The sequence below is a fragment of the Limibacillus sp. genome (assembly GCA_037379885.1).
In the GTDB taxonomy this organism is placed as follows: domain Bacteria; phylum Pseudomonadota; class Alphaproteobacteria; order Kiloniellales; family CECT-8803; genus JARRJC01.
Genome location: JARRJC010000002.1, coordinates 113,762 through 132,985, shown reverse-complemented (window position 1 = coordinate 132,985; position 19,224 = coordinate 113,762). Strand labels below are relative to the sequence as shown.

Sequence of the window (19,224 nt, the reverse complement as noted above, 5' to 3'; positions counted from 1 at the left end):
CCGTTGGGGGGTGGAGCGGGCCGGTATCTTTGCCGTTCCGCTGCCTTGCGGCAAGCCGTCGGGATGAGCGACGCCCCGGTTTCGAGGATCAGGTTTGCTAAATTTTAAGCATTTAAGTGGTAATTTTTTATCGAGTTCCGCAATCGCCAGAGAGAACAAGCGACCACGACCAAGGGGACGACCAAGGGGAAGGGAAGCGAAAAGATGATCTTTCGCGACAAGAAGCAAGGCTACCGCGAGGATGCGTCGCGCGCTGGGCAAATCCTGCGCCGTCTCGACCGGAGCGCCGGAGAAGAGGTGGCGCCCTTGAGCTGTGCTCAGGCGGGGGATGGTGGAGAAGCCATACGGGTCGTGGTGGTCGATGACGATCGGGATTTCGTGGAGCGTCTCGTGCAGTTTCTGACCAAGAACGGTTACGAGGCCCGCGGTTTCGCGGAGGCGCAGGAAGCGAGTCAGTTCTTGCACCGCCACCGCGAGGTCGAACTGGTCGTGACCGATATCATGCTGCCGGGCATCAGCGGTCTCGACCTGCTGGGCGGGCTGCGCGCGGCCCGGCGATCCATCGGCATGGTCGTCATGTCGGGCTTCCCCGACGGCATCGAAGAAGCAAAGGTTGCCAATCTCGGGGCGACCTTCCTGCAAAAGCCCTTCCGGCTCGCGAGCTTCCTGTCCGCGGTCGAAGGCGAACTGCAGACCTGATATCCCTTCCGTCCCTCTTTTCTGATAAGGTCCCTCTTAATGGAGGGAACTTCTAAGCGAGAGGGAGACTTTCAAGAGATGGCAACGGGACATTTATCCGATCTGGTGCGCCAGGGCTGGGAAGCCCTGGCCGCCGGAGAGTTTGACCGCTTGGCGGCTATGTACGCCGAGAACATGATCTTCGTGCTGCCGGGTCAGGAAGATGTACTCGAGGGACGCGCGGCCTTCCGCGATGCCCTGGACGGCATCGGGCAGGCGCTGCCGCCGGGCTTCGACATTGCGGAAATCCGCTACTGCGAAGGTGACGGTGAGGTGGTCAACATTCTCCGCTGGAAGAGCGACAAGCTGCCGGGCGGCAGTCAATGCGCCGTCTTGTTCCGCTTCGAGGGGGACAAGGTCGTGGAAGAGCGTTGGTTCGTCGACACCGAGCAGTGGAAGGCGGCGTTCTAGGACGCCGCGTCTGCTTCCGCCTCAGGCTCCCTCACGATCAACAAGGGGTGCTTTCCGGCGCGCTGAAGGCGCAGGCGGTAGGCCTTGCCGACGATGCGGACGGTCTCTTCGCGGGCTTTTCCGGGTTTGTCGATGTCCCTGTAGAGCAGGTCGAGCGCGCTCTCCGGCAGGAACTCGGCGGCGTGCGCCACCTCCGCTCCCGGACGCGCGAAGGCGATGATTTCCTCGGCCCGGTCATTGGCGAGAATGAGACGCATATCCCTGTCGAACAAGAAGGCAGCCCCCTGGATCGAGTCGAGAATACCTTGGAGCGTGGCGGCGGAAAGTGAGCGGTCCTTCGGAAGCCTGCGCTTCGGGCGGTCCTTCTTTGGGCCAGCGGGTGCGCCGCCGTTGGCGGCGGCGGCGCTGTTCGCCGAGACCTTTTCGGCGCTTCGCACAGCGAGTTGAGCTTCTAGAAGATAGCCACCAAGGAAGACGATCAGGAAGGCGGAACTGCACCATTGCAGAAGGGAGGCATGGTCGAGGCTGAAGCCCGCTTGGGCCCAGACAAGGAAAAGCAGCAACAGCGCGCCGACGATGGCGAGCTTCATGGCGCGCGGATCGCGGCCCATCCAGGCGAGGCAGAGAGGCAGCAGGAAAAGGCTGCCTTGCGGCATGCCTTCGCTTGTCTCGATACCCAGAAGAAACATGCCGATGCAAGCGGCCGCCATGAAGATGGCGTTCAGGTTGAACTCTCTGGCGATTCTAATCATCTGGTCTGCCCGCTTCCGTCTCACCTCTTGCCCCAGGCGCTCTTGCTCTCGCCCCGATTTCTGCTTCTATCGGGTTTGGTGGCGGCGCCTTTCCCTGGAGTGTGGCCGCAGAAGTATAAATTCGAGGTAAATATCGCCCGCTTTTTTGGGCCCAAAGACAAAGGGCCGATAGCCGGGACCGTCTAGAAGGAAGCTCCATGGCCGAAGACAAGCAACGCGTGACGGTTTCGCCGGCGGTGCAGGAAGAGCCTGGGGCGTCCGAAGGGCGGCGCCTGGAGCACTACATCGGCATTGAGATCCGCCGCCACCGTAAGCGCCACGGGCTGACGGTGGCCGAGATGGCTCAGCAGGCCGGGGTCTCCCAGGGCATGCTCTCCAAGATCGAAAATGGGCAGGTGGCCCCTTCGCTTTCGACCCTCGCCGCGCTGGCCGAGGCCATGAACGTGCCGATTTCCGCTTTCTTCGCGCCCTTCGAGCAGAGCCGGGACGTGACCTACGTACCGAAGGACCAGGGGCTCGACATCGACCGGCGCGGCACGCGCGCCGGGCACCTCTACAAACTTCTGGGCCACGGCGTCCGGGGCGAAGTGGGGGTCGAGCCCTACCTCATCACGCTGACGGAGGAGTCCGAGCCTTACGATCAGTTCCGGCACGAGGGCGTGGAGTTCATCTACATGCTCTCCGGCGAGGTGATCTACCGGCACGGCGACAGGTCCTTTCACCTGAAACCCGGCGATTCTCTGTTCTTCGACGCCATTGTGATGCATGGGCCCATGGAGCTGGTTTCGCTGCCCGCGATCTACCTGTCCGTCATCTCCTACCCGCGCGGCGAGAACGCCTGAACATATTCCTTGAAATAAACATCGTTTCTTATATGTAATCTCTCCTCAACCGAGTTCTCAGCCGTGGGGAGAGTGCCAAGTGTGCGGCATCGCCGGTCTCTATCTCAAGAATCCCGAGCGTTATGGAGAGCTGGGGCGTCTCTTCTGCCCCATGCTGGAGGAAATGTCGGACCGGGGGCCGGATTCCGCCGGTTTCGCCGTCTACCGGGGCGCTGAAGAGGCCGCGGCCAAGATCACGCTATACGATCCCGATCCGGCTTTCGACTGGCAGGCGCTGGCCGAGGCCATGAGCGCCGATATGGGCGTGCCCGTCTCCGTCGAGCGGCTGTCCACGCACGCCGTGCTGCACGCCAAGGCCGATCCGGCGGAGATGCGCGCCTGGCTGGAGCGGCGCGATCCACCCTTGCGCATCATGTCGGCGGGCCGTTCGCTGGAAATCTTCAAGGAAATCGGGCTGCCGCGCGACGTGCTGGAACGTTTCGGCGCGGCCCAGATGAGCGGCAGCCACGCCATCGGCCACACGCGCATGGCGACGGAAAGCGCGGTGACGACCCAGGGCGCGCACCCCTTCAACACGGGCGACGACCTCTGCCTCGTTCACAACGGCTCGCTCTCCAACCATCACAAGGTTGGCGACTGGCTGACCCGTCAGGCCGGGATCGTCTTCCAGACGGAGAACGATTCGGAAGTGGCGGCCGGCTATCTCACCTGGCGGCTGCGGGAAGGCGCGTCGATCGCCGAGGCGCTGGAGGCCGCGCTCAGCGACCTGGACGGCTTCTACACCTTCGCGGTCGGAACCAAGGACGGCTTCGCCGTGCTGCGCGACCCCATCGCCTGCAAGCCCGCGGTCCTGGCCGAAACCGACGATTGGGTGGCCATGGCCTCCGAATACCGCTCTCTCGCCGGTCTGCCGGGCGTGGAGAAGGCCAAGGTCTGGGAACCCAAGCCGGCCACGGTCTACAGCTGGGGGGCCGCGTGAGGGTCATGGAGAAGCTTGACCTTGCCGAATTGGGCTTGCGCGCCGTGAACCGCCGCCTTCAGGGCCGCGAGGGCGCGGAGGAAACCGCCTTCGAGGTCACGGGCCTCAAGGGTGAGCACGCCGTCGCCGCCGGCCTGATGTCGCCGATCTCCGTCACGCTGAAGGGGCATGTCGGCTACTACTGCGCCGGCATGAACAAGCAGGCCGAGATCGTCATCGAGGGCAACGCCGGCGTCGGTCTTGCGGAGAACATGATGTCCGGAACGGTCCGGGTGAAGGGCGACGCCAGCCAATCCGCGGGCGCCACCGCCCACGGCGGCCTCTTGGTGATCGACGGCAACGCCTCGGCGCGCTGCGGCATCTCCATGAAGGGCGTGGACATCGTGGTGAAGGGCTCGGTCGGCCATAACTCGGCCTTCATGGCGCAAGCCGGGCGGCTGGTGATCTGCGGCGACGCCGACGACGGCCTCGGCGATTCCATCTACGAGGCGCGCATCTATCTGAAGGGTGAGGCGCGCGGCCTGGGCGCGGACTGCGTGGAAAAGGAAATGCGGGCTGAGCACCTGGAGGAACTGGCCGGGCTGCTGGCGGCGGCGGGCAGCGACGCCGACCCGAAGGACTTCCGCCGCTACGGCTCCGCCCGCCAGCTCTACAACTTCAAGGTCGACAACGTCGACGCCTATTGAGCGAGGACCCCTCGATGAGCCACGACCATCCGACCTTGCGCGAATCCAGCCTCTTCGACCGCGCCACAATCCACGAGATCCAGCGCGCCGCCTCTGAGGGCATCTACAAGATTCGCGGCTTCGGGGCCAAGCGCGCACTGCCGCACTTCGACGACCTGATCTTCCTGGGCGCTTCGGTCTCGCGCTATCCGCTGGAGGGTTACCGCGAGCGCTGCGGCACCGACGTGCTGCTGGGCACGCGCCATGCCTCCAAGCCGCTCAAGCTGGACATCCCGGTGACCATCGCGGGCATGAGTTTCGGTTCGCTCTCGGCCAACGCCAAGGAGGCGCTGGGGCGCGGCGCCAGCGAAGTGGGCAGCTCCACCACCACCGGCGACGGCGGCATGACCGACGAGGAGCGCGGGCATTCCAAGACGCTGGTCTACCAATACCTGCCCTCTCGCTACGGCATGAACCCGGACGACCTGCGCCGCGCCGACGCCATCGAGGTGGTGATCGGTCAGGGCGCCAAGCCCGGCGGCGGCGGCATGCTGCTGGGCCAGAAGATATCGGACCGCGTGGCCGAAATGCGCACCTTGCCCAAGAACATCGACCAGCGCAGCGCCTGCCGCCATCCCGACTGGACCGGGCCCGACGACCTGGAGATCAAGATCCGCGAGCTGCGCGAGATCACCGATTGGGAGAAGCCGATCTACGTGAAGGTCGGCGCGACCCGCACCTACTACGACACCATGCTGGCCGTGAAGGCCGGGGCGGACGTGATCGTGGTGGACGGCATGCAGGGCGGCACCGGCGCCACGCAGGAGTGCTTCATCGAGCATGTCGGCATCCCGACCCTGGCCGCCGTGCGTCTGGCGACCGAGGCGCTCCAGGAACTGGGACTGCACAGGAAGGGCGTGCAGCTCATCGTCTCCGGCGGGATTCGATCCGGCGCGGACGTGGCCAAGGCCATTGCGCTCGGCGCCGACGCGGTTTCGATCGGCACGGCGGCGCTGATCGCGCTGGGCGACAACCGGCCCGATCTTGCCGAGGAATACGCCAAGCTGGGGACCGCACCGGGCTTCTACGAGGACTGGCAGGCGGGCAACGATCCCGCCGGGATCACCACCCAGAACCCGGAGCTGGCCCGGCGTCTGGACCCCGTGAAGGCGGGGCACCGCCTGGCCAACTACCTTCGGGTCCTGACGCTCGAGGCGCAGACCCTGGCGCGGGCTTGTGGTAAGAGTCACCTCCATAACCTGGAGCCCGAGGACCTGCAGGCGCTGACCCTGGAGGCGGCGGCCATGGCCAAGGTGCCCTTGGCCGGAACCGACTGGATTCCAGGATTGCGTTAGGTGAGCGAACGCCATGCGAAGGGCGGAAAACCGGGAAAAGAACCAGACCGCGAGACAACATCGACGAACAGGGGAGCCTCATGGCGAGCAAACTGAACGATTTGGCCAAGGCCAAGAAGATCCGCTACTTCCTGATAAACTTCACCGACCTCAAGGGCGTGCAGCGCTCCAAGCTGGTGCCGGCCGCGGCGATCGCGGATATGGAGAAGGACGGCGCCGGTTTCGCCGGTTTCGCAACCCACCTGGACATGACCCCGGCGCACCCGGACATGTTCGCCCTGCCCGACCCGTCAAGCGCCATCGTGCTGCCCTGGAACCCGGACGTCGCCTGGGTCGCCAGCGACCTCTACATGGACGGCAAGCCGGTCGAGCAGGCGCCGCGCTGGGTGCTGAAGCGCCAGATCGAGGCCGCCGCCAAGAAGGGCTACGTGGTCAAGACGGGCGTCGAGCCCGAGTTCCACCTGATCGATCCCGAGGGCGAGGGTCTTTCCGACCCCAAGGACAGCGACCCCAAGCCCTGCTACGACCAGGCCATCCTGATGCGCCGCTACGATGTCATCTCTGAAATCTGCGACGGCATGCAGGCGCTGGGCTGGGGCCCCTACCAGAACGACCACGAGGACGCCAACGGCCAGTTCGAGATGAACTGGCACTATTCGGAGGCGCTGACTACGGCCGACCGGCATGTCTTCTTCAAGTACATGGTCCGCTCCATCGCCGAGAAGCACGGCTTCCGCGCGACCTTCATGCCCAAGCCCTTTGCGCACCTGACGGGTAACGGCTGCCACGTGCACCTCTCGCTCTGGGACAAGACGGGCAAGAAGAACCTCTTCGATGACGCCAAGGACGAGCTGGGCCTCTCCAAGCCCGCCTACGCCTTCCTGGGGGGCGTTCTGCACCACGCCGAGGCGCTCTGCGCGCTGACCAACCCGACGGTCAACAGCTACAAGCGCCTGAACGCGGCCGTCACGGCCTCGGGCGCCACCTGGTCGCCCAACACCATCACCTGGTCGGGCAACAACCGCACGCATCTGGTTCGCGTGCCCGAAGGCGGCCGGTTCGAGTTCCGCCTGGCCGACGGCGCCACCAACTCCTATCTGGCGCAGGCCGGGTTCATCGCCGCGGGGCTGGAGGGCATGGCCGAGAAGCGCTCCCCGGGCAAGCGCCTCGACATCGACATGTACGCCGAGGGTCACAAGGTGAAGGCCAAGAAGCTGCCGCTCTACCTGATCGACGCGCTGCGCGCCTTCGAGAAGAGCAAGTTCCTGAAGGAGGCCCTGGGCGCCGAGTTCCACGCCGCCTACCTGAAGATTCGCGGCCAGGAATGGAACGACTACTCGCGCCACCTGACCCAGTGGGAGCGCCAGCACACCCTGGATTGCTGAGGGTTTTAAGCGACAAAACAATACAATACGGCGCTTCGTCCTTCGTCCGCCGAGGTCCATGGCGCCACCTCCATCGCCGCCATCACCAGCGACGTCGAAGGCGGCGGATTCGGCAACTGAAAGGCGGGTGGAGCCATCCAGGGGCTGAAGCGGGCGCAACGATCTGCTAGAACGCCCGTTGAGATGGCTAGAAAGCAGCTCCTGATCGTCGGCCATGTGCCGTCGCCGAACACGCAGCGTTTGCGCGATGCCGCCCTTGAAGGCGCGCGCGAAGGCGGCGGCGACGGGGTGGAGGTGCGCGCGCTCACGCCCTTCGAGGCTGGGCCGGAGGAGGTCAAGGCGGCCTCGGCGATCCTGCTCGGCACGACCGAGAACCTCGGCTACATGTCCGGCGCGCTGAAGGACTTCTTCGACCGGATCTACTATCCCTGCCTGGAGGAGACCCAAGGGTTGCCTTTTGCCCTCTATATCCGGGCGGGCCATGACGGCACCGGCACCACGCGGGCCGTCGAGGGCATCACCACAGGCCTGCGTTGGCGCGCGGTGGAGGAACCCCTGATCTGCCGTGGAGAATGGGCCGACGCCTTTCTCGGTCAGGTGCGCGAGCGCGGCATGCTGCTGGCCGCCGGTCTGGACGCCGGGGTTTTTTGACCCTTGTAATCCAAGCATGACAGATCACCTATGCTGCACTGCCGAATCGCCTTGGCTCGCCCCGATATAGGGCCTAGGATGACGGTCAGACACAACTTGTGGAGAATACTCCCGTGACTCCCTTCGCTATCGCCGGCATGCAGCTGCACGTGGCCGCTGCGCATGAAAACGTCAGCCACATGAAGCACCAGCTCGACCTCCTGATGGGGCGCTTTCCCTGGGTGCAGATGGTGGTCTTCAGCGAGCTGGCTGCTTTCGGTCCGGTTCAGGAGAACGCCGGCTCTTTCGAACGCACCGAGGAGGTGATGGCGGGCTGGGCGCGCCATCACGGCATCTGGCTGGTTTCCGGCTCGATGTTTGAGGGGCGTGACGAGGGCGTCTACAACACCGCCAGCGTGTTCAATCCCAATGGCGAACTGGTGGGGCGCCACCGCAAGCTCTTCCCCTTTGCCCCCTACGAGCACGATGTGAAGTCGGGGGCCGACTTCCTGGTCTTCGATGTGCCTGAGATCGGGCGTTTCGGGGTGACCATCTGTTACGACATCTGGTTCCCGGAGACCACGCGCACGCTGGTATCTCAGGGCGTGGAGGTGCTGTTGCACCCGGTCCTGACCGGCACGCTGGACCGCGACGTGGAAGTCTCCATCGCCCGCGCGACCTCGGCGATGTTCCAGTGCTACGTCTTCGACATCAACGGCGTGGGCGCCGGTGGCGTCGGGCGTTCCGCCGTTTTCGACCCCTCCGGCCAGATGCTCTATCAGGCGGCCGGGCAGGAAGAGTACATACCGCTCGAGATCGATCTGGATCAGGTGCGCCGTCAGCGCGAATTCGGCCTCAAGGGCCTGGGCCAGCCGATGAAATCCTTCCGGGACCGGGTTGTGGATTTCGACGTCTACAGGAGGGATTCGACGGGCTATGGCTATCTTGATACGCTTGGCCCCTTAGAAGTTCCAAAGCGCGGTTCACGCGCTGGATTGAACAGGCAGGGAGAGAATCACGGTGCGCAAGACCAAGCGTCTTCTTCGGAAGCGCCCGCAGGGTCCGCGTTTGCGGTTGTTGGCGGAGCAAAGGGGTACTACGAGCCGTAATCACGAAAGAGGCCGATTGAGGGGCTTCCCGGCAAGGGGAGGCCTCACATGAGCGGTGATAGCGAGACGCCCGTCGAGGGGCCGAAAGGACCCGCCCTCAGTGACTACTACAATGCCTCCCAACTGCGCGCGGATTCCTGGAGCCGCCTGAAGTCGGACGCCGCACGCCTTGCCGAAAGACCAGACCGCCCCGACGCCGCGAAGCTGCAACGCTCCGTCGCCGAGGCGCTGGCCTTGCTGGAGCCCATCGAAGGCTTTTGGGCCTTTCCCGGGCGGCACAACTTCCAACGCCTGCGCAAACACTTCGAAGACGGCGACTACGTGACGCTGTCGCGCTCCTCGGCGCGGATCGTGCGCGGCCTGATGAGCAACGCCTACCGCCACAAAGTGATCCCGCTCGGGCTGAACGCCGACAACGAGGACCGGGAAGAGGCGGAGGACGCAATTGAGCACGCCGAGGAGGTGGCCCACCAGCGCCCCTATTTCGAAGTGCTTGTCGTCGATGACATCTCCCCCAGCCAGGAGACCGCGCTGCGCAGCAGCCTGCGCCGCATGCGCCGCGAGGAGGATAAGTTCATCTACGAAGCGGTGATCGTGCCGTCTTTCGAGGACGCCATCATCGCCGTGCTGCACAATCACAACATCCAGGCGGTGGTGGCCCGCTATGGTTTCCGCTTCCGCTCCAACCAGCAGATGGCGCTGCTCCACCGCTACCTGACCCGCGTCGAAGATCTGGACCTGGACGATCTGCGTCAGGAGGACTACGGCGTCGCTCTCGCGTCCTGCATCGGCAAGGTCCGTCCGGAGCTGGACTACTATCTGGTGACCGACCAGTCGGTCGAGGACGTGGCGGGCCGCGTGCCGGAGAACTGCCGCCGGGTCTTCTACAATCAGGAAGACTATTTCGAGCTGCACCTGAACATCCTGCGCGGCGTCAACAAGCGCTATCAGTCGCCCTTCTTCTCGGCGCTTCGCGAATACAGCCGCCAGCCGACCGGCGTGTTCCACGCCATGCCGATCTCACGCGGAAAGTCGATCACCAAGTCGCACTGGATCCGCGACATGGGCGACTTCTACGGCCTCAACATCTTCCTGGCCGAGACCTCCGCCACCTCGGGCGGCCTGGACTCCCTGCTGGACCCGCACGGGCCGATCAAGGCGGCCCAGGAGCTAGCGGCGCGGGCCTTCGGCTCCAAGCACACCTACTTCGTCACCAACGGCACCTCGACAGCCAACAAGATCGTGGTGCAGTCGCTGATTCAGCCGGGCGACATCGTGCTGGTCGACCGCGACTGCCACAAGTCGCACCACTACGGCATGGTGCTGTCGGGCGCGCAGGTGGTCTATCTGGACTCCTATCCGCTGGATAAGTTCTCCATGTACGGCGCGGTTCCCCTGCGCGAGATCAAGCATCAGCTCTTGAAGCTGAAAAAGGCTGGCAAGCTGGATCGCGTGAAGATGCTGCTGCTCACCAACTGCACCTTCGACGGCATCGTCTACAACGTCGAGCGGGTGATGCAGGAGTGCCTGGCGATCAAGCCGGACCTCGTTTTCCTGTGGGACGAGGCCTGGTTCGCCTTCGCGCGCTTCGGGCCGACCTACCGCCAGCGCACCGCCATGTACACCGCAGCGCAGCTGCGTGAGCGCTTCGCCAGCGAGCGTTACCGGGCCGCTTATGCCGAGTGGAAGGCCGAGTTCGACAAGCTGGACCCGGACGACGAGGCGACCTGGCTCGACCGGCGGCTCATGCCCGACCCGGATCAGGCGGTCTTGCGGGCCTACGCCTGCCAATCGACCCACAAGACCCTGACCTCGCTGCGTCAGGGCTCCATGATCCATGTCTACGACCAGCTCTTCAGGGCCAAGGTGGAAGACGCCTTCCACGAGGCCTACATGACCCACACCTCGACTTCGCCGAACTACCAGATCCTGGCGTCCCTGGACGTGGGGCGGCGGCAGGTCGAGCTGGAGGGCTTCGAACTGGTGCAAAAGCAGGTCGAGATGGCCATGGTCCTGCGCCAGCAGGTCGCCAGCCATCCGCTGCTGCGCAAGTATTTCCGCTTTCTGACCGTCAAGGACATGATCCCGGAGGAGTACCGCGAGTCCGGCATCCAGAAGTACTACGATCCGGAGGACGGCTGGACGCGGGTCTGGGAAGCCTGGTCCGGGGATGAGTTCGTGCTGGACGCGACCCGTCTGACGCTGTTCGTCGGCGACGTGGGCGTGGATGGCGACACCTTCAAGAACCGCTACTTAATGGAAAAGTACGGCATCCAGATCAACAAGACCTCGCGCAACACGGTCCTGTTCATGACCAACATCGGAACCACGCGTTCCTCGGTCGCCTATCTGATCGAGGTGCTGGTCTCCATCGCCCATGATATCGAAGAGCAGCTGGGGGATGCCAATACCGCCGAGCGGCGGGTGCAGGAGCGCAAGGTCCACTCCCTGACCGAGGACCTGCCGCCGCTGCCGGACTTCAGCCGTTTCCATGACGCCTTCAGGTCAGGTCGGGACGCCGGGACCGCCGAGGGCGACATACGCACGGCCTACTTCATGGCCTACGACGACACCAAGTGCGATTACCTGCCGATCGAGGACGATGCCATCGACAAGCTGATCGAGGCGGGGGAGGACGTGGTCTCGGCCATGTTCGTGATCCCCTATCCGCCGGGCTTTCCCATTCTGGTGCCCGGGCAGGTGGTGAGCCAGGAGATCCTGAGCTTCATGCGCAAGCTCGACGTCAAGGAAATCCATGGCTACAGGCCCGAATTGGGCTTGCGCGTCTTCACCAAGGAGTCCCTGGGCGCCTTGGAAGAGGACGCTCAGGCCGCCGAGTGACCCAACAACCCGTAGAACGGTTCAGATAAGCGAACAAGGAGGCAAAAGTGGCGCAGAAGAAGGTGAGCAAGAAAACGGCGAAAAAGGCCCCGGCGAAAAAAGCCCCGGCCAAGACGGCCAAGAAGACGTCGGCCCGCGGCAAGGGCAAGAAGCTGAACGGCATCTCGGATATCCGCCGTTACTTCCACCGCAACGAACAGCCGATCTTTTTCATCAGCGCCACCAACTTCAACCTTCTGGGCATGGACGAGTGGTGCCGAGGCTTCAAGTTCATCAACTATCTGGACTGCTACGACGGGCGCCACCCCAACACCTTCGTGCCGACCGAGATTCCGCACCCCGAGTTCGAGTCGATCGAGGACATCAACAACTACCTGCTTCAGCACAAGGAAGTGCTGGACTACATCAAGTCCCACGGCGGCAAGCCCAAGGCCTGTTTCCTGATGTTCGACGAGAAGACCGAAGCGCTGGCCAAGAAGGCCGGCATGGACGTCTGGTTCCCCAAGGCCAAGCTGCGCGAGAGGATCGACCACAAGATCGAAACCGTGCGCATCGGCGACCGCGCGGGCGTGCCGTCTGTCCCCAACGTCCTGACCAAGGTCTCCTCCTACGAGGATATGCGCGCCAAGACCAAGGCGCTGGGCCAGGACCTGGTGATCCAGACCGCCTTTGGCGATTCCGGCCACACCACCTTCTTCATCTCGAACGAGAAGGACTGGAAGCAGCACGCCGACGAGATCATCGAGGGCGGCGAGGTCAAGATCATGAAGCGGATCAACTGCCGCGGTTCGGCGATCGAGGCCTGCACCACCAAGCAGGGCACCATCGTCGGCCCGCTGATGACCGAGCTGGTCGGCTTCAAGGAGCTGACCCCCTACAAGGGCGGCTGGTGCGGCAACGAGATCTTCGACGACTCCTTCACCCCGGAGATCCGCGAGAAGGCTCGCGACCTGACCTTCAAGTTCGGTGAGGAGCTGCGCAAGACCGGCTACCGCGGCTACTTCGAGCTCGACTTCCTGATCGACACCCAGTCCGGCGACATCTGGCTGGGCGAGTGCAATCCGCGCGTCACCGGCGCCAGTTCCATGACCAACCACGCCGCCTTCGCCCACGCGGACGCGCCGCTCTTCCTGTTCCACCTGCTGGAATTCTCGGGCGTCGACTTCGACCTGGACGTCTCGGAGATCAACAACCGCTGGGCCGATAGCGAGAACATCGACAGCTGGAGCCAGGCGGTGATCAAGCACACCGACGACTCGGTGGACATCCTGGTCGATGCGCCGGAATCGGGCATCTATCACATGAACGAGGACGGCTCCCTGGAGTACTCCCGCTTCGACTATCACCGCCGGGCGGTGGCGAGCGAGAACGAGGCCTTCTTCCTGCGCATCTCAGACAAGGGCGACTACCGCTACGAGGGCGCGGACCTGGGCATTCTGATCACGCGCGGGCGGCTCATGACCAAGAACTTCCAGCTGAACGCGCGCGCCAAGAAGTGGATCGACGGCTTCCGCAGCAAGTTCATCGGCCGGTCGCTCTCGCCGCACGTGGGATCAAGCTCCTTCAAGATTCTCTAACACCCGAAGGGGTCTCATGCGCTTCGACTTCCAGACCATCGACGAGGCCACTCCGGGCCCGAAGTGGCAGGCGCTCTTCGAGCGTTCCTGGCCGGCCTACAAGAGCTGGTTCCTGTCCCAGGGGCTGGAGGACCGCGCGACCTATCTGGAATGCCGCGAGGCGATCCAGCAGTACCTGCCGCGTTTCCTGCGCACTTACGACGAGCTTGTGGAGTTGGGCGGCGGCAGCGATCTCGCCGCCCGCTTCCTCTCCCTCTGGAAGCCGCCGGCCTATATCGCCGGATGCTCCCAGGTCGTCTGGCCGGGCGAGGAGCCGGTGCTGATCCGCAACTACGACTACGCGCCCGGCGCGACCGACGGGGTGATCCTGCGGTCGGCCTGGAACGGCATGAAGGTGGTCGCGATGATCGACTCCATGTCGGGCGCCCTGGACGGCATCAACGAGGCGGGGCTGGCCGTCAGCCTCACCTTCGGCGGCCGCCGGGTGGTGGGCGAGGGCTTCGGCATGCCGATCATCGTGCGCTACCTGCTGGAGTTCTGCGAGACTGCGCGCGAAGCAGGCGAAGTCCTGCGCCGCACGCCGTCCTTCATGGCGCACAACGTGACGCTGGTCGACCGCAAGGGCAACTTCCTGACCGCCTTCATGTCGCCCGACCGCCGCGCGGTGATCCGCCAGGTGCCCATCGCCACCAACCACCAGGGCAACATCGAGTGGCACAACCACGCCCGCGCCACCGCGACGCTGGAGCGGGAGAACTTCCTCTCCTTCCGACTCTCCGATTCAGAGATGACGGCTGAACGTCTGGCCGCCGCCTTCCTTCAGCCGCCGCTCTACACACGGGCCTACGAACACGGCTTCGGGACAATCTATACGGCGGCGTATTTTCCAAGACGCGAGACGGCGGAATACATCTGGCCGGACGGCAAGCTGGTCTGCGGCATCAACAAGTTCCGCGAGCAGCAGCACCCGGTGATCTTCCAACCCCTCTCCTCCGCCAGCTGAGACTAGGGGCGCAAGGGGGCCGCCGAGGCATTCGGCTGACGCGCAGCAGCTTTGACGAGCAAGACTCTGGACCTCGTGGCCCGCGGGCGGAACAATGGCCGCCATGCCACGGTTCGCCGCCAACCTCTCGATGCTTTTCACCGAGGCGCCCTTTCTGGAGCGCTTCGCGCGCGCCCGCGCCAGCGGGTTCGACGCGGTGGAGTTCCTGTTCCCCTATGATCATCCGGCCACCGAGGTCGCAGCGGCGCTGGGCGAGGCGGGGCTGACCCAGGCTCTCTTCAACTTCCCGCCCGGCGACTGGGCCGCGGGCGAGCGCGGCCTCGCCGCCCTGCCGGCGCGCCGAGAGGCGTTCGAGCGCTCCATCGAGACCGCGCTCAGCTACGCCGAGGCGTTGAACTGCAAGACCCTGCACCTCATGTCCGGGCTGGCGCCGGAGGGGGAGGAGCGCCAGAAGTACTTCGATTGCTACGTCGAGAACCTGGCGAAGGCGGCTGCCGCCGCCGCGCCGCTCGGCATCACGCTGGTGGTGGAGCCGCTCAACAGCCGGGACGTTCCGGGCTATCTGATCCCGACGACCGGGGAGGCGCTGAAGGCCATGGCGGCCGCGGGCGCGGAGAACCTCGGGCTTCAGTTCGACTTCTATCACGTGCAGATCATGGAGGGTGATTTGATCCGCCGCTTCGAGGCGCTGGCGGACCGGGTCGCCCACGTCCAGATCGCGGGCGTGCCCGAGCGCCACGAGCCGGACGAGGGCGAGGTCGCCTACCGGGCCGTCTTCGAGGCCCTGGACCGGGCGGGATACGGCGGCTGGGTCGGCTGCGAGTACCGGCCGCGCGCGGGCACCGAGGCCGGGCTCGTCTGGCGCGAGACGCTGACTTGAGAGTTCTGACCGCAGCCCCCCGCGAGGAGCGCAAGCTGCTCGGCATCCTGCTGATCCTGGCGGGCGTGGTCTGCCTCACCCTGGTCGACAGCGCCGCCAAGTGGCTGGTGCAGTCCATGCCGCCCATGGAGGTGGTCTTCGTGCGCTACCTGGGGCACCTGGCGATCGTTTTGCTGATCACCCTGCCGGTCCACGGTTTGTCGCTGTTCCGCACCAACGCGCCCAGGCAGGAGATCTGGCGGGGCCTGACGCTCCTGGGCGCAACGCTCTTCAATTTCACAGCCGTCAAGTATCTGCCGCTCGCCACCACGGCCACCATCGCCTTTACCGCGCCGCTCTGGATCGCCGCCCTTTCCGGTCCCTTGCTCGGCGAGAAGGTCGGCCTGCGCCGCTGGGCCGCCGTCGGGGTCGGCTTCCTGGGGGTGCTGGTTGTGGTGCAGCCGGGCCTGGCCGGCTTTCACTGGGCGACGCTGCTGGCCCTCGGCACCGCGCTCTGCGCCGCCCTCTACATGATCTCCACGCGCCAGCTCGCCGGGGTCGACGCCACCGCCACGCAGCAGCTCTACGCCGCCGGGATCGCCGCTCTGGTGATCGCGCCGCTGGCCCTGCTGGACTGGCACTGGCCGGCGACATCGCTCGACTGGTTCGCCTTCGTGATGATCGGTTTCTGGGGCTGGCTGGGGCATCAGGTGATCACCATCGCGCACCGCTACGCGGATGCCTCGCTGCTGGCGCCCTATTTCTATCTAGAGCTGATCCCCATGACGCTGGCGGGCTATCTGATCTTCCACGACCGCCCGGACATCTGGGTCTTCGTCGGCGCCGGGATCGTGGTGGCGAGCGGCCTCTACGTCTGGTACCGCGAGCGCCAGCTCGCCGCGCGGGGCATCCTCTAGGCGCTGGCGACCACGCTCTGGCGCTGCTCTCCCAGACCCTCGACGCCGAGGCGCATTTCGTCGCCCGCCTTCAGGAAACGCTGCGGCTTCATGCCCATGCCGACGCCCTCGGGCGTGCCGGTGGCGATCAGGTCGCCGGGTTGCAGGGTCATGTAGCGGCTCATGTAGGAGATGATCTCCGCGACCGAGAAGATCATGTCGGAGGTGTTGCCGTCCTGCACCCGCTCCCCGTTCAACTCCAGCCAGATCTTGAGGTTCTGAGGGTCGGGCACCTCGTCCGCCGTGACCAGCAAGGGGCCGGCCGGACCGAAGGTGGGCGCGGACTTGCCCTTGATCCACTGGCCGGTGGACTCAAGTTGGAAGGCACGCTCCGAGACGTCGTTGATGACGCAATAGCCCGCGACGCAGTCGAGCGCCTCGGCCTCGGAGACATAGGAGGCTTCACGCCCGATCACCACGCCCAGTTCCGCCTCCCAGTCCGACTTGACCGAGCCGCGCGGCAGCAGGATGGAATCGTCCGGGCCGGAGAGCGCCGAGGTCGCCTTGGAGAAGAGCACCGGCTCCTTGGGCGCTTCGATGCCCGCCTCGGCGGCGTGCTTGGCGTAGTTGAGGCCCACGCAGAAGAAGTTGGTGACCTGGGCCAGACAGGCGCCGCGCCGCTGCTCACCCTGGACCAGCGGCAGACGGTCCGCATCGAGCGCGCGCAGGGAGTCGAGAACCTCATCGACCATGTCCGCCGGCTCCAGGTCGCCCAGCAGGTGCGTCAGATCACGGATCTGTCCCTGGCTGTCCAAAAGGCCGGGCCGCTCGTCGCCCTGTGGTCCCCAGCGCAGCAGCTTCATGGTGTCCTCCTCCAGCGTCACGCGAAATGCCGCGACTATCTTCCGCCCCGCCGGGCCGGGGTCAAGAGGGCAGGGAGGAATAGCCCAAGGATAAGCCGGAGTGATCAGCCTTGGGATAGCGGCACGAAGCAGTCCTGGCCCAGCGACCTGAAGCGCGAGCAGAGGGCCCGGGCGCCCGCCAGGCTGCCGAGGCCTTCGAACTGCACACGGTGGAACAGCCCCCGCCCCTCCAGGGCGATGGTCTCGCTGGTGAAGCGCAAGCCATTGAGCAGGCCGGGAAAGCGCCGCTTCAGGGACTCCGCCTCCCGCCGGGCCACCGCCGGGTCGCCGACCGAGGCGAGCTGAACCTTGTAGGCGCCGGAACTGGCGGGTTCAGCCGCCGCCTCTGCGGGTTGCGGCGCGCTTGCCGGGGCTTCTTCCTCCATCACAACCGGGGCTTCGGGCACAACCGGGGCTTCGGGCAAGTAGGCGGGCGCCTGCGGTTCGGGCAGGGCCGCGACGGCGATCCGCTCCTCGCCTTCGGCTGGGCCGTCCGCGGGCAGCGCCGACCCCTCAGCGGACCCGCTGCCGGAAGGGGGCGCAGGCGCGGCTCGGATCGGGGCGGGCGCGCTCGCCGGTTCCGTCTCATCCTGCGGGAGGCCGTCCGCCCCGCTGATCACGAGGGGCGGCGGCGGGGTGGCGTCGGCTTCGACCGGCGGACTGGCCCAGGCCGGATGCGGCTCGGCTGTGGCGCGCGCCATCTCAGCGGTGGTGGCGATCATGCGCCGCAGGTCTTCGGGATCGCCGCCCAACTGGATCGCGCGCCGGAAGGCCGCCTTGGCCTCCATCAGAAGGCCGTTGGCGGCGTAGGCTTCGCCCAGGCGGCGGAACACCAGGGCGTCGGCGTCGGCCATGTGCGCCCGGCGCTCGCAGAGGATCAAGGCCAGGCGGGGAGAGCCCTCCTCCAGCTCCTGGGCGCAAAGCCGGTCCAGCGACTGCGCTTCGTAGCTGGCCGCGAAGCGGTCTGTTGCAGTACTCCAGCACGATGAAATCCCCCAGAAAGCCCGTTAAGCGGTTATTAATTAAAAGAATAGATATAAGAAAACGCGAAAATTGCCAAGATATTCGGCGTCTAGGGCGAGATTCTACGCGCCTGCGGAAAGGGCTATCCCCTCGGAATAGCGAGACATTTGCTTGCTTTGGGCGTTCCGTGCTTATATTCGCAGCACGACGCGAGGGGTGATCCCTTCGTGGTCACAAAAGAACGAAACTGAAGTTTCATTTGGGAGGTACAGAATGAAGCGCTTTCTTATGGCGGCCGCTGCGGTCGTCATGTCCACTGGTGTCGCCGCCGCTGCTTGCGACGACGGCGAGATCGTCATCAAGTTCAGCCACGTCACGAACACCGACAAGCACCCCAAGGGCATCGCCGCTTCCTTGCTCGCCGATCGCGTGAACGAGGAAATGAACGGCAAGGCCTGCATGGAGGTCTTCCCGAACTCCATGCTCTACAACGACGACAAGGTGCTGGAGGCCATGCTGCTGGGCGACGTCCAGATGGCGGCGCCTTCCCTGTCGAAGTTCGAGAAGTACACCAAGAAATTCCGTCTCTTCGACCTGCCCTTCATGTTCCAGGACATCAACGCGGTCGACCGCTTCCAGAACTCCGAAGACGGTCAGAAGCTGAAGGAGTCCATGAAGCGCAAGGGCCTGCTGGGCCTGGCCTTCTGGCACAACGGCATGAAGCAGCTGTCGGCGAACGTGCCGCTGGTTGAGCCTTCCGACGCTGAGGGCCTCAAGTTCCGCGTGCAGGCCTCCGACGTGCTGGTCGCGCAGTTCGAGGCGCTGGGCGCCAATCCGCAGAAGATGGCTTTCTCCGAGGTCTACGGCGCCTTGCAGACCGGCGTCGTCGACGGTCAGGAGAACACCTGGTCCAACATCTACGGCCAGAAGTTCTTCGAGGTTCAGGACGGCATCACCGAGACCAACCACGGCATCATCGACTATCTCGTGGTCACCTCCACCGACTGGTGGGAGGGTCTTGACGCGGACGTCCGCGACCAGCTCGCGACCATCCTTGAGGAGGTCACCGAGGAGCGGAACAGCGAGTCCTATGCCGTCAACCAGGCCAACCGCAAGCTGATCATCGAGGCCGGCTCCACCATCCGTGAGCTGACGCCTGAGCAGCGCGCCATGTGGGTCGAGGCCATGAAGCCCGTTTGGGCCCAGTTCGAAGGCGATGTCGGCGCCGATCTGATCGAAGCCGCACAGGCCGCGAACGCCATGACCAACTAAGAAGACCGGGATCCCGGACCTTTGGGATCCAATGGAATGGGGGCG

18 protein-coding genes are annotated in these 19,224 nt (G+C 65.0%); 15 read left to right on the top strand and 3 right to left on the bottom strand.

Going from position 1 to position 19,224, the window contains the following annotated elements; translation table 11 throughout:
- The first annotated feature begins 204 nt into the window (after positions 1 to 204).
- Both P8X75_01290 and P8X75_01285 read left to right on the top strand, forming a co-directional pair.
- On the top strand, positions 205 to 699 hold the full coding sequence (locus P8X75_01290) for a response regulator (protein ID MEJ1993833.1): 495 nt from the start codon (positions 205 to 207) through the stop codon (positions 697 to 699).
- Between the two features lie 78 nt (positions 700 to 777).
- Complete coding sequence (locus tag P8X75_01285) at positions 778 to 1,149, top strand: nuclear transport factor 2 family protein (GenBank protein MEJ1993832.1); 372 nt, start codon at positions 778 to 780, stop codon at positions 1,147 to 1,149.
- On the opposite strand, the gene P8X75_01280 is transcribed toward P8X75_01285, so the two are convergent.
- Positions 1,146 to 1,901, bottom strand: a complete 756-nt coding sequence (locus tag P8X75_01280) for a hypothetical protein (protein MEJ1993831.1) — start codon at positions 1,899 to 1,901, stop codon at positions 1,146 to 1,148. The two genes, P8X75_01285 and P8X75_01280, sit on opposite strands and share 4 nt — an antisense overlap.
- 197 nt (positions 1,902 to 2,098) lie before the next feature.
- On the opposite strand from P8X75_01280, the gene P8X75_01275 reads away from it, so the two are divergent.
- The 12 genes from P8X75_01275 to P8X75_01220 all read left to right on the top strand — a co-directional run bounded on the left by P8X75_01275 (position 2,099) and on the right by P8X75_01220 (position 16,063).
- Entirely contained in the window at positions 2,099 to 2,743 is a 645-nt protein-coding gene (locus P8X75_01275; GenBank protein ID MEJ1993830.1) for an XRE family transcriptional regulator, read from the top strand.
- 79 nt (positions 2,744 to 2,822) lie between these two features.
- The gene (locus P8X75_01270; protein MEJ1993829.1) at positions 2,823 to 3,722 is read left to right on the top strand and encodes a glutamine amidotransferase family protein; all 900 of its coding nucleotides are present in this window, start codon (positions 2,823 to 2,825) and stop codon (positions 3,720 to 3,722) included.
- Positions 3,723 to 3,727: 5 nt separating this feature from the next.
- Positions 3,728 to 4,408, top strand: a complete 681-nt coding sequence (locus P8X75_01265) for a protein glxC (protein ID MEJ1993828.1) — start codon at positions 3,728 to 3,730, stop codon at positions 4,406 to 4,408.
- A gap of 14 nt (positions 4,409 to 4,422) precedes the next feature.
- Positions 4,423 to 5,742 carry an FMN-binding glutamate synthase family protein gene (locus P8X75_01260; protein MEJ1993827.1) on the top strand — a complete coding sequence of 440 codons (1,320 nt, stop codon included), beginning with the start codon at positions 4,423 to 4,425 and terminating at the stop codon, positions 5,740 to 5,742.
- A gap of 80 nt (positions 5,743 to 5,822) precedes the next feature.
- Positions 5,823 to 7,127: a type III glutamate--ammonia ligase gene (glnT, locus tag P8X75_01255; protein MEJ1993826.1), complete on the top strand. Its 1,305-nt coding sequence runs from the start codon at positions 5,823 to 5,825 to the stop codon at positions 7,125 to 7,127.
- 183 nt (positions 7,128 to 7,310) lie between these two features.
- Positions 7,311 to 7,778 (top strand): flavodoxin family protein, encoded by a 468-nt coding sequence (locus P8X75_01250; GenBank protein MEJ1993825.1) that lies wholly within the window; start codon positions 7,311 to 7,313, stop codon positions 7,776 to 7,778.
- Between the two features lie 113 nt (positions 7,779 to 7,891).
- Positions 7,892 to 8,866, top strand: a complete 975-nt coding sequence (locus P8X75_01245) for a carbon-nitrogen hydrolase family protein (protein MEJ1993824.1) — start codon at positions 7,892 to 7,894, stop codon at positions 8,864 to 8,866.
- 48 nt (positions 8,867 to 8,914) lie between these two features.
- A complete protein-coding gene (locus P8X75_01240) occupies positions 8,915 to 11,707 on the top strand; it encodes an aminotransferase class I/II-fold pyridoxal phosphate-dependent enzyme (protein MEJ1993823.1) in 2,793 nt (930 codons plus the stop codon).
- 47 nt (positions 11,708 to 11,754) lie between these two features.
- Positions 11,755 to 13,284: a biotin carboxylase gene (locus P8X75_01235; protein MEJ1993822.1), complete on the top strand. Its 1,530-nt coding sequence runs from the start codon at positions 11,755 to 11,757 to the stop codon at positions 13,282 to 13,284.
- Between the two features lie 16 nt (positions 13,285 to 13,300).
- On the top strand, positions 13,301 to 14,287 hold the full coding sequence (locus tag P8X75_01230) for a C45 family autoproteolytic acyltransferase/hydrolase (protein ID MEJ1993821.1): 987 nt from the start codon (positions 13,301 to 13,303) through the stop codon (positions 14,285 to 14,287).
- A gap of 103 nt (positions 14,288 to 14,390) precedes the next feature.
- Positions 14,391 to 15,167 (top strand): TIM barrel protein, encoded by a 777-nt coding sequence (locus P8X75_01225; GenBank protein MEJ1993820.1) that lies wholly within the window; start codon positions 14,391 to 14,393, stop codon positions 15,165 to 15,167.
- Positions 15,164 to 16,063, top strand: a complete 900-nt coding sequence (locus P8X75_01220; protein ID MEJ1993819.1) for a DMT family transporter — start codon at positions 15,164 to 15,166, stop codon at positions 16,061 to 16,063. The genes P8X75_01225 and P8X75_01220 overlap by 4 nt, the downstream gene beginning before the upstream one ends.
- Here the strand turns inward: P8X75_01220 and P8X75_01215 are convergent.
- A complete protein-coding gene (locus P8X75_01215) occupies positions 16,060 to 16,905 on the bottom strand; it encodes a fumarylacetoacetate hydrolase family protein (GenBank protein MEJ1993818.1) in 846 nt (281 codons plus the stop codon). The two genes, P8X75_01220 and P8X75_01215, sit on opposite strands and share 4 nt — an antisense overlap.
- 104 nt (positions 16,906 to 17,009) lie before the next feature.
- Positions 17,010 to 17,798, bottom strand: coding sequence for an SPOR domain-containing protein (locus tag P8X75_01210; GenBank protein ID MEJ1993817.1), 789 nt, complete (start codon positions 17,796 to 17,798; stop codon positions 17,010 to 17,012).
- A 382-nt stretch (positions 17,799 to 18,180) separates the two neighbouring features.
- Here P8X75_01210 and P8X75_01205 point away from each other — a divergent pair, with 382 nt between their 5' ends.
- Positions 18,181 to 19,179: a DctP family TRAP transporter solute-binding subunit gene (locus P8X75_01205; GenBank protein ID MEJ1993816.1), complete on the top strand. Its 999-nt coding sequence runs from the start codon at positions 18,181 to 18,183 to the stop codon at positions 19,177 to 19,179.
- The last annotated feature ends 45 nt before the right edge of the window (positions 19,180 to 19,224 follow it).

What these genes read in the sequence shown, in the direction of transcription:
- P8X75_01290 (MEJ1993833.1), top strand. Translation starts at nt 205, where the DNA reads ATGATCTTTCGCGACAAGAAGCAAGGCTACCGCGAGGATGCGTCGCGC.
- P8X75_01285 (MEJ1993832.1), top strand. Translation starts at nt 778, where the DNA reads ATGGCAACGGGACATTTATCCGATCTGGTGCGCCAGGGCTGGGAAGCC.
- P8X75_01230 (MEJ1993821.1), top strand. Translation starts at nt 13,301, where the DNA reads ATGCGCTTCGACTTCCAGACCATCGACGAGGCCACTCCGGGCCCGAAG.
- P8X75_01275 (MEJ1993830.1), top strand. Translation starts at nt 2,099, where the DNA reads ATGGCCGAAGACAAGCAACGCGTGACGGTTTCGCCGGCGGTGCAGGAA.
- P8X75_01210 (MEJ1993817.1), bottom strand. Translation starts at nt 17,798, where the DNA reads ATGGCCGACGCCGACGCCCTGGTGTTCCGCCGCCTGGGCGAAGCCTAC.
- glnT (MEJ1993826.1), top strand. Translation starts at nt 5,823, where the DNA reads ATGGCGAGCAAACTGAACGATTTGGCCAAGGCCAAGAAGATCCGCTAC.
- P8X75_01250 (MEJ1993825.1), top strand. Translation starts at nt 7,311, where the DNA reads ATGGCTAGAAAGCAGCTCCTGATCGTCGGCCATGTGCCGTCGCCGAAC.
- P8X75_01215 (MEJ1993818.1), bottom strand. Translation starts at nt 16,905, where the DNA reads ATGAAGCTGCTGCGCTGGGGACCACAGGGCGACGAGCGGCCCGGCCTT.
- P8X75_01205 (MEJ1993816.1), top strand. Translation starts at nt 18,181, where the DNA reads ATGAAGCGCTTTCTTATGGCGGCCGCTGCGGTCGTCATGTCCACTGGT.
- P8X75_01240 (MEJ1993823.1), top strand. Translation starts at nt 8,915, where the DNA reads ATGAGCGGTGATAGCGAGACGCCCGTCGAGGGGCCGAAAGGACCCGCC.
- P8X75_01260 (MEJ1993827.1), top strand. Translation starts at nt 4,423, where the DNA reads ATGAGCCACGACCATCCGACCTTGCGCGAATCCAGCCTCTTCGACCGC.
- P8X75_01265 (MEJ1993828.1), top strand. Translation starts at nt 3,728, where the DNA reads ATGGAGAAGCTTGACCTTGCCGAATTGGGCTTGCGCGCCGTGAACCGC.
- P8X75_01225 (MEJ1993820.1), top strand. Translation starts at nt 14,391, where the DNA reads ATGCCACGGTTCGCCGCCAACCTCTCGATGCTTTTCACCGAGGCGCCC.
- P8X75_01280 (MEJ1993831.1), bottom strand. Translation starts at nt 1,901, where the DNA reads ATGATTAGAATCGCCAGAGAGTTCAACCTGAACGCCATCTTCATGGCG.